At 40.1% G+C, this 8,161-nt stretch carries 6 protein-coding genes; 2 read left to right on the top strand and 4 right to left on the bottom strand.

Annotated features, from left to right (window positions below):
- Positions 1–176 precede the first annotated feature (176 nt).
- Complete coding sequence (locus tag AABE15_RS04110; protein WP_338330009.1) at positions 177–1,709, top strand: S41 family peptidase; 1,533 nt, start codon at positions 177–179, stop codon at positions 1,707–1,709.
- A 17-nt stretch (positions 1,710–1,726) separates the two neighbouring features.
- A complete protein-coding gene (locus AABE15_RS04105; protein WP_338330011.1) occupies positions 1,727–2,200 on the top strand; it encodes an RNA pyrophosphohydrolase in 474 nt (157 codons plus the stop codon).
- A gap of 129 nt (positions 2,201–2,329) precedes the next feature.
- Here the strand turns inward: AABE15_RS04105 and AABE15_RS04100 are convergent, their stop codons facing one another.
- The 4 genes from AABE15_RS04100 to AABE15_RS04085 form a co-directional block, all read right to left on the bottom strand.
- On the bottom strand, positions 2,330–3,901 hold the full coding sequence (locus AABE15_RS04100) for a DHA2 family efflux MFS transporter permease subunit (protein WP_338330008.1): 1,572 nt from the start codon (positions 3,899–3,901) through the stop codon (positions 2,330–2,332).
- A complete protein-coding gene (locus tag AABE15_RS04095; protein WP_338330007.1) occupies positions 3,898–4,998 on the bottom strand; it encodes an HlyD family secretion protein in 1,101 nt (366 codons plus the stop codon). The genes AABE15_RS04100 and AABE15_RS04095 overlap by 4 nt, the downstream gene beginning before the upstream one ends.
- A gap of 49 nt (positions 4,999–5,047) precedes the next feature.
- Positions 5,048–6,760, bottom strand: coding sequence for an ABC transporter ATP-binding protein (locus tag AABE15_RS04090; RefSeq protein WP_338330010.1), 1,713 nt, complete (start codon positions 6,758–6,760; stop codon positions 5,048–5,050).
- Between the two features lie 160 nt (positions 6,761–6,920).
- A complete protein-coding gene (locus tag AABE15_RS04085) occupies positions 6,921–8,078 on the bottom strand; it encodes a CCA tRNA nucleotidyltransferase (RefSeq protein WP_338330006.1) in 1,158 nt (385 codons plus the stop codon).
- Positions 8,079–8,161 lie beyond the last annotated feature (83 nt).

Here is an 8,161-nt window from a genome sequence, read left to right as displayed (position 1 = left end):
GGTAGACCCACCTTTTTTGTTCAACTTAGAAAAGGTGAAAAGATAATTAATCCCGCCCCTTTTTTATAAGTCGATTTTTATATAATTTTATACTAAAAGAGATACCTATAATTTCAACATCAAACTATTTATTATTTCGTTTCTTTTAAAAGACAGATCGTCAGGAGAGAATCAGCATGAAGTTTCGTACTGGGTTATTTTTAGGAACAACCCTTTTTGCCGTTGGTATAGGGCTTGGGTCGAAAGTACATTACTGGACCCATAACACTTACCAAACCGTGACCTCTGCTGCTCTGGCGGAAGATATTAAAAAACTAGAAAGTAAAACGGATAATAGTGCCGAAACGTATCGCCTATTAACCTTGTTTGGCGACGTTTTTGAACGCGTTCGTGCCAATTATGTTGAGCCAGTTTCGGACAAAGACCTTATAACCAATGCGCTTAATGGCATGCTAACTGGATTGGATCCACATAGCTCCTATATGACCGAAAAACAATTCCATAATATGGAAATCCAAACCAAAGGCGAGTTTGGAGGGCTGGGATTGGAAGTACAAGAAGATGACGGTCATATTAAAGTCGTTTCCCCTATTGATGGCACTCCTGCGGCCAGAGCAGACATCAAATCTGGGGATTATATTGTAGCCATTGATGGTAAAAGCATAGACGGTATGACGCTAAATACTGCTGTCGATAAAATGCGTGGCAAACCCAATACACAAATTACATTGACATTAATACGGCTTAAAACCCCAAAACCCATCAAAGTTACCTTGACACGTGAAATCATACATATACAAGTCATTAAGTCGGCTTTATACGATCGAATTGGCTATATACGCATTTCTCAGTTCAATGAAGAAACTGAGAAAGGCATGAAAAAAGCTTACACTAAACTCCAAGAACAAGCTAAAAATAAACTTGCAGGGTTAATCCTTGATCTTAGAAACGATCCTGGTGGGTTGCTTGATCAAGCTATAGCGGTTACTCAGGATTTTGTGAAAGAAGGGGCAATTGTTTCTACAAAAGCTCGCAATCCCAAAGACAACCAACGCTGGAATGCCAATGGCTATGACATCACGAATGGATTACCCATCGTGGTTCTGACCAATGGGGGATCGGCTTCTGCAAGTGAAATTGTTTCGGGTGCCTTGCAAGATCACAGACGCGCAATTCTTTTGGGTGAAAAAACATTTGGGAAAGGATCGGTACAATCGGTTATGCCTATACCAGGAAACGGTGCCGTCAGACTGACCATTGCTCGGTACTATACCCCTTCAGGACGCTCGATACAGGGATTAGGAATTACCCCTGACATCAAAGTTCAAGATAGTTATGAAGAGCCTGAATTTAATATACGCGAAGCCGATCTTATGCATATCATTAAAAATGAAGGCGGTAATAAAGAAAAAGCCCCTACTCGTAGTGACTTACCTGCTATCGCCTCCTCTATTCCTTCACAACCTCCCAAAAACTGGCCAAAATTTGACTACAAAAACCCCTCCACGGATTTTCAACTGCAACAAGGGATAAAAGTGGTTCGTTCGATGGCAGGTTTGCCCGTACAAAAAGACTTGTCACCTTCTACTAACCCACAACGTCCATCAGCACAAAACGAAACACATAAAAGCCTACCTAACGCTGCTAATGAAAATAAAGCCCTTACTGCACCTTTAAAAACTCAGGATAAAAAACCACAAACCCATTAAGATAGAAATACAAAATGATGACAAACCTTCCTTACCGACGAAATGTTGCCGCAATCATTTTCAATCAAGAGGGTAAAATTTTTATTGCTTTGCGTCACGATTTGGTCAAGGAAGGCATTTGGGCTTTCCCTCAAGGGGGTATAGATAAAGATGAAACACCGGTTCAAGCGATTAAAAGAGAATTACATGAAGAACTTGGTACCGATCAATTTGAAATATTAGAAGAATATCAAGAATGGATTTCTTACGATTTTCCTAAAAATATTTTAAATAATTCACTTAAACATAAATATCGTGGGCAAATACAAAAATGGTTTGCCGTTCGTTTTATAGGGAAAGACATCGATATTCGATTGGATACCCATAAAAACATTGAGTTTGCTCGCTGGAATTGGATCGATCTTAACGAGCTTACAACGATAAACGTAGGCTACAAAAAAGATCTTTATCGCAAAATATCCAAACACTTTGCAAAATATTCAATTGTATAGCTCTAAAGACAATGAAGTTGACCACTGGAAATAGATATGAACGGACTTACACCGATAAATATAAGATTTAAAAAAATCTATATCACAAGATATCCTATCATTTTTAAATGATGAAGCCGGCCATACACCTTATTTTTCTTTTTTCGCAGTATAGCCATCCAGTAAAAAACAGATAGGCACTATAGCGAAAGCACAAATACCAATAATCATAAACACATCGTTATAGGCTAAAATTGAAACTTGCTTGTTAAAATCTGCATAAAGAAAATTTAAAGCCGCCCTTGATTGAGCCTGAGACGCAATACCTACTTGCTGAGCCACCGACTTCATATGCGCTAAATACTCATTAAATGGGGCATGGTAAGGACTCATCCAATGAGCCGTGTAGGCTTGATTAACTTGTCTACGCTCCGTTACCAGGGCGGTCGCTCCAGAAATACTTAACGCACCCAAAACATTCCTAATCATGCTGTATAACGCTGACGCGTCGCTATTATATTTATTAGGTATTGTCATAAACGCTATGGTCGACAAAGGCACGAATAAAAAGGCGAGTGAGCAGGTTTGAGAAACTCGATAAAAAACAAGATGTTTAAAGTCTGTAGTTGGCGTGAGGTGCGCGGAATAAAACATCGCACAACCCATTATAAAAAAACCTAATGCAATAATATAACGTATCTGTACCTTGTTAATTACTCTACCCACAATAGGAATAAGAATAACAATAACTATTCCACCAGGGGTAAGTACTAATCCAGAAAGAAAAGCCGTATATCCAATCACTTCTTGCGAAAATTGTGGAACAATAACAGCAGACGCGTACAAACAGGCCCCTAGCCCAGCCATTAATATAGAACTAACAGCAAAATTGCGGTCTTTAAACACGCGCAATTCAACAACTGGATTATCTGTTTTAAGCAGCCAAAAAATCGCACCAATAATACCGACAGCTGCTAAAAAGGCGAGCCAGCAAATAAAGGTTGAGCCAAACCAGTCCGCGTCTTCCCCACGATCGACCATAACTTCCAAGCAGGCAAGGCCTAAGGTAATTAAACTTAAACCGATGTAATCTACTTTTTCCTTAGTTTTTTTTGCCCAAGGGGGATCTTCAACCAAAATCCATACTAAAACAACGGTTATTATACCTACAGGTACGTTTAAAAAAAAGACCCATCTCCAAGAATAATTATCCGTCACCCACCCCCCTAAGGAAGGTCCCATAATTGGAGCAACCACAGTAGCCATAGCGGTCAACGCAAAAGCAGCACCGCGTTTTTCAGGGGGAAACGTGTCCAAAATGATAGATTGTTGATTGGGTTGCAATCCACCACCAAAAAACCCTTGTAACAACCTAAATATAACCAATTGACTGAGGCTATCTGCAATACCACAAAGGAAAGAAGCAACCGTGAACATCGCTATACAAATAATAAAATAACGTTTGCGGCCTAATACACGACCAAGCCAACCAGAAATCGTTAAGACAACCCCATTAGCAGCCAGATAAGAAGTCAAAGACCATGTTGCATTGTCAAACGTCGTTGACAAGCTACCCGCTATGTGGGGAAGCGACACGTTAACAATGGTTGTATCCAAAACTTCCATAAACGCCGCTAAGGTAACGACAACTGCAATTAACCAAGGATTATAGCTTGGTTTCCATTGATTACGTTCTTGACGATCTGAAGAAGCTTGTTTCATTTTGTATATACAGTTGGAACAACGGACAAACCTAGAGCCAAAGGAAGATTAGGATCTAATCCCTTATCAATCACTATTTTAACGGGCACACGCTGTACGATTTTAACGTAATTTCCAGTAGCATTTTCTGGCGGAAATGCACTAAATACTGCGCCTGTAGCGGCTTGTAATGAATCAACATGCCCTTCAAGATTTAAAAAAGGATACGCATCAACACTGATTTTAACTTTTTGTCCTGGCCGCATATGCGTAATTTGAGTTTCTTTATAATTCGCTATAACCCACGTTTCTGGTTCAACAATAGCAATTAACGATTGACCGGTGGTAACAAAATTACCTTGTTCTACGTTCCTTTTAGCTATCCAGCCATCATGAGGTGCAGTTAATGTCGTCCATTCTACGTTTAATTGTGCTTGCTTAACTTTGGCCAAGGCTGCGTTCATAATTCCTTCTTGTTGGCGGATTTGACTTCCTGAATTTCCTATATTTGCCTGCACAGGTTGCGCAATCATTAAGTTACCCTCCGCTTTAGCAATTTCAGCTTTGGCTTGATTATAAGCTGCCGTTGCATAATCAATTGCTTGTTGGGTCGTTGCAGGACGGGAAATACGGTGCTGACGATCGAATTCCGTTTTAGCCTTAAAGGCGTTTGCCTTTGCAATTTCAAGCTCTCCCTGAGCAACCTTTAAATTTCCAGGATAATTTTTTTTGGCAACTTCAAATAAATATTGAGCTGACGCATATTGTCCTCTTGCTTTTTCTAGATCACCTACGGCTTGCAAATACGCCGCGTCGTAATCCCTGGAATCAATACGCAAAAGCACATCGCCTTTATGTACAAATTGGTTATCGTTGACACATAAATCAGTCACATATCCGCTTACATGGGGGGCGATATTGATCGCTCGTCCAGCCGTAAACGCATCATCGGTACTAATGTCATTTCGAGTTAACCACCAATAGAGGCCTGCCAAAACAACAAGAACAGCGCAAAATAGAGCAATAAATATTATTTTGGGGGTTAATTTTTTTTTGTCTTCATTTGGTTTCTGTTGGTTTTCCAAATTTTGACTCTCTTTTTGCATTATCTCTGGCATTCCGTACCCTTTTAGACCTTTTGAGATGTTGTATTAAATTGTAAAACGCTTAGCGATTTAAATCTTGAGTCTGCACTAATCTAGCATAAAACCCATTATGATGCATTAGAGCTTCATGACTGCCTTGCTCAACAATTTTACCATCATGCATTACAATAATAATGTCAGCAGAACGTACAGTAGACAAACGATGCGCGACAATCAGTGTTGTTCTACCTTTACGCAACTTTGTCAAAGCATTTTGAACAATATACTCACTTTCCGTATCCAAAGCGCTTGTTGCTTCATCTAAAAGAAGCAATCTTGGATTACGCAGCAACGCTCTTGCTAGGGCTACCCGTTGACGTTGTCCACCCGACAATCGATTTCCACCGTGACCGACCCTAGTGTTTAATTTTTGAGGCAAATCATTGACAAATTGATTGATCGCAGCTCCTTCCAATACATTTTCCACCTCTTCAGCACTCGCATTAGGTTTGCCGATGATTATGTTTTCTTGGATAGAGATATCAAACAATAAAGGATCTTGAGGTACATAAGCAATTTCTGAACGTAACATTTCAATAGGTAAATCACGAAGATCAACGTTGTCAAATAATATTCGACCTTTTTGAACGTCGTGAAGCCGAGGTATTAAGGTTAAAGCGGTTGACTTTCCTGCACCCGATTGACCCACCAACGCGACCGTTAGTCCTGGGTCTATATCGAAATTAAGTCCTTGCAAACCCAGCTGTCTACCCGGGTAGATAAAATGTACATTTTCAAAGGTTAATTGACCATAACCTTCGGGAAGGCAGGTTCGTTTTGGCTTACTAACAATTGAAATAGGTCTATCAATAACGTCAAAAATTCTATTCAAGCCCGAAATGCCTTCTTGCATCGCGGCATTCATAGATCCCAAAGCTCTTAAGGGCCGTGCTGCCAATAATAATGCAGCTACGAACCCTGAAAAATCACCTAGAGTAGCGCCTCCCATGGCTGCACGCCACCCTGCAAACCCCAAAACCGCAGCAACCGCAGAACCACCCAGTACTTCCATTATAGGATCAACCGTAGCACGACCTCTTATGATTTTTAAAGTCGCATCGTAAAGTTTATCAAACGAAATATTTGTACGCTCGATTTCCCTTTTTTCCATGCCATACACTCGTACGGTCCTTGCCTGTGCGAACGTTTCGTTTAATAGAGCTGCTGTTTTGCCTATTTGCTCTTGCATATTGCCTGAAGCATGGCGGACTTTTTTGCCCAATTGTTGTATAGGAACAGCGGCTATAGGATATAAAAGAGCTGCAATTAAACTAAGCTCCCAATCCATATAAAACATCGATACAATCAACCCAAATACCGTAATGCTATCGCCAAACGCATTAACAACTCGAATCATTGCTTCACGAATAGACAAAGCATCAGTTGTAAATCGAGACGCCAACTGCGCAGGGGCCTCTCTTTCTACTTCGGCGATATCAGCATACACAAGATGCAAAAACATTTTTTTTTGTAAGCCACGGATAACCAGTAACACCAACCCCTGCACAGACAACGTTTGCCCGTATTGAGATGCGGCTTTCGCTGCCGTTACCATAACGACTAAAGCAGGAACTTGATATAAAATTCTCGAATCATTGTCATGGAACATATCCAAGGCTCTTCGGATCACCAAAGGATACAAAGCCGTCAACCCTGCCATTAAAAGCGTAAGCAAAATGATAAGCCCTATTCGTTGTGGATAGAACCGTATTTCTTCTTTCCACAAACGCTTCATAAAAGGCCAACTATGATTGTCCCCTAAAAGTAAAATCACAAGCGCTTTAAAAATTCTTTTTCTAGGTTTCTTGATTTTTATTGTCACGGATATGTTGTCTTTATAACTATGAGTCCATCGCCACTTAACTGAGTATTAAAATTTTATTCGAATGGTATAATCACTTACCTCTTAAATTTTTATCAAACCAGTTTTTTTTAAACCAGTACAAACATTGTTCTTTATCGGCTTTACATCCCCCTTTTAACCACCATTGATAGATTGAATTTAATAGTTTTCCAACTTGTGGACCAGGTTCAATACCTCTTTCAACCAAATCTCTACCTTTAAGAGGAAATACGCATTTGTCACTGCTATTTAGTGTACTTCTCCAGTGATCCCAACGCTCACCATTCAATACAAAATCTTCAAGCTGATTTAACCAACTTTGATCCAGCAATTCTTTTGAAGAATATTGAGCTTTTAAACGAGCAAAATCGTTCGCATCTGCGTCCGTAGGTAAAATTATTGGCTTGAACAAACCCTTCAACTGTTTTCGCTGTCTGGTCGAAAATTTAAAATGACTCGCTACCTTTATATCTTTATCTTCAAGCAAAGCCGCCAACCTAAGAATAGGATCTTGTGGTGCTCCTAAACGAACGAACTTATCAAATCGAGCCACATTATAGCGAAAAGGCAACAAAACAGGTAGCACGCCTGTCTCATCCATAAGAGAGATAATCTTATTAGCTTGCGGTCCTATTATAATTTTTTGCCATTCAGACCACCTTCTTTCCGCAGACAAACCCGTTAAAAGACCTGCTAGAGCCGATATAGCCTCTATTGCTTCTTCATTGGGTTTGCCATGCCCAAAACGTGCATAAAATCGAAAAAAACGCAGAATACGCAATGCATCTTCTTTAATTCGTTGCGCTGCATTTCCAACAAATTTAACGGAGCCCTCTTTTAAATCTTGCCGGCCATTAAAATAGTCCCAAATTTTCCCTTTTCGATCACAAAACATAGCATTAATTGTGAAATCGCGCCTAGCCGCATCTTCCTGCCAATCACTGGTCCATTGAACCACAGCGTGACGACCATCGGTAGATATATCCTTTCTTAACGTGGTAATTTCAAACGAATTTTGACCAATCAGAGCAGTTAATGTACCATGGGAGAGACCCGTAGGGATGGTTTTGATTTGATTTTTTTTAAGCAGCTCCATAATTCTTTCAGGAGGATCAGGGGTTGCCATGTCAATATCGGTTACGGGTTGATGTGACAATAAATCGCGAACTATTCCCCCGACTAGACGTGCGTTTGGCAGGCAAGTCCACAATTGTTTCAAATCTTTGAAGGGGTAACGCGTCGAGAATGTTCATCACGCACATATTCATCTTTTTATTAAATTGCTGAATTCTA

Origin of the sequence: Commensalibacter sp. Nvir, assembly GCF_963921845.1 — a bacterium.
GTDB lineage: Bacteria > Pseudomonadota > Alphaproteobacteria > Acetobacterales > Acetobacteraceae > Commensalibacter.
This window is presented reverse-complemented; position numbering and strand designations above follow the sequence as displayed.

What these genes read in the sequence shown, in the direction of transcription:
- AABE15_RS04110 (WP_338330009.1), top strand. Translation starts at nt 177, where the DNA reads ATGAAGTTTCGTACTGGGTTATTTTTAGGAACAACCCTTTTTGCCGTT.
- AABE15_RS04105 (WP_338330011.1), top strand. Translation starts at nt 1,727, where the DNA reads ATGACAAACCTTCCTTACCGACGAAATGTTGCCGCAATCATTTTCAAT.
- AABE15_RS04100 (WP_338330008.1), bottom strand. Translation starts at nt 3,901, where the DNA reads ATGAAACAAGCTTCTTCAGATCGTCAAGAACGTAATCAATGGAAACCA.
- AABE15_RS04095 (WP_338330007.1), bottom strand. Translation starts at nt 4,998, where the DNA reads ATGCCAGAGATAATGCAAAAAGAGAGTCAAAATTTGGAAAACCAACAG.
- AABE15_RS04090 (WP_338330010.1), bottom strand. Translation starts at nt 6,760, where the DNA reads ATGAAGCGTTTGTGGAAAGAAGAAATACGGTTCTATCCACAACGAATA.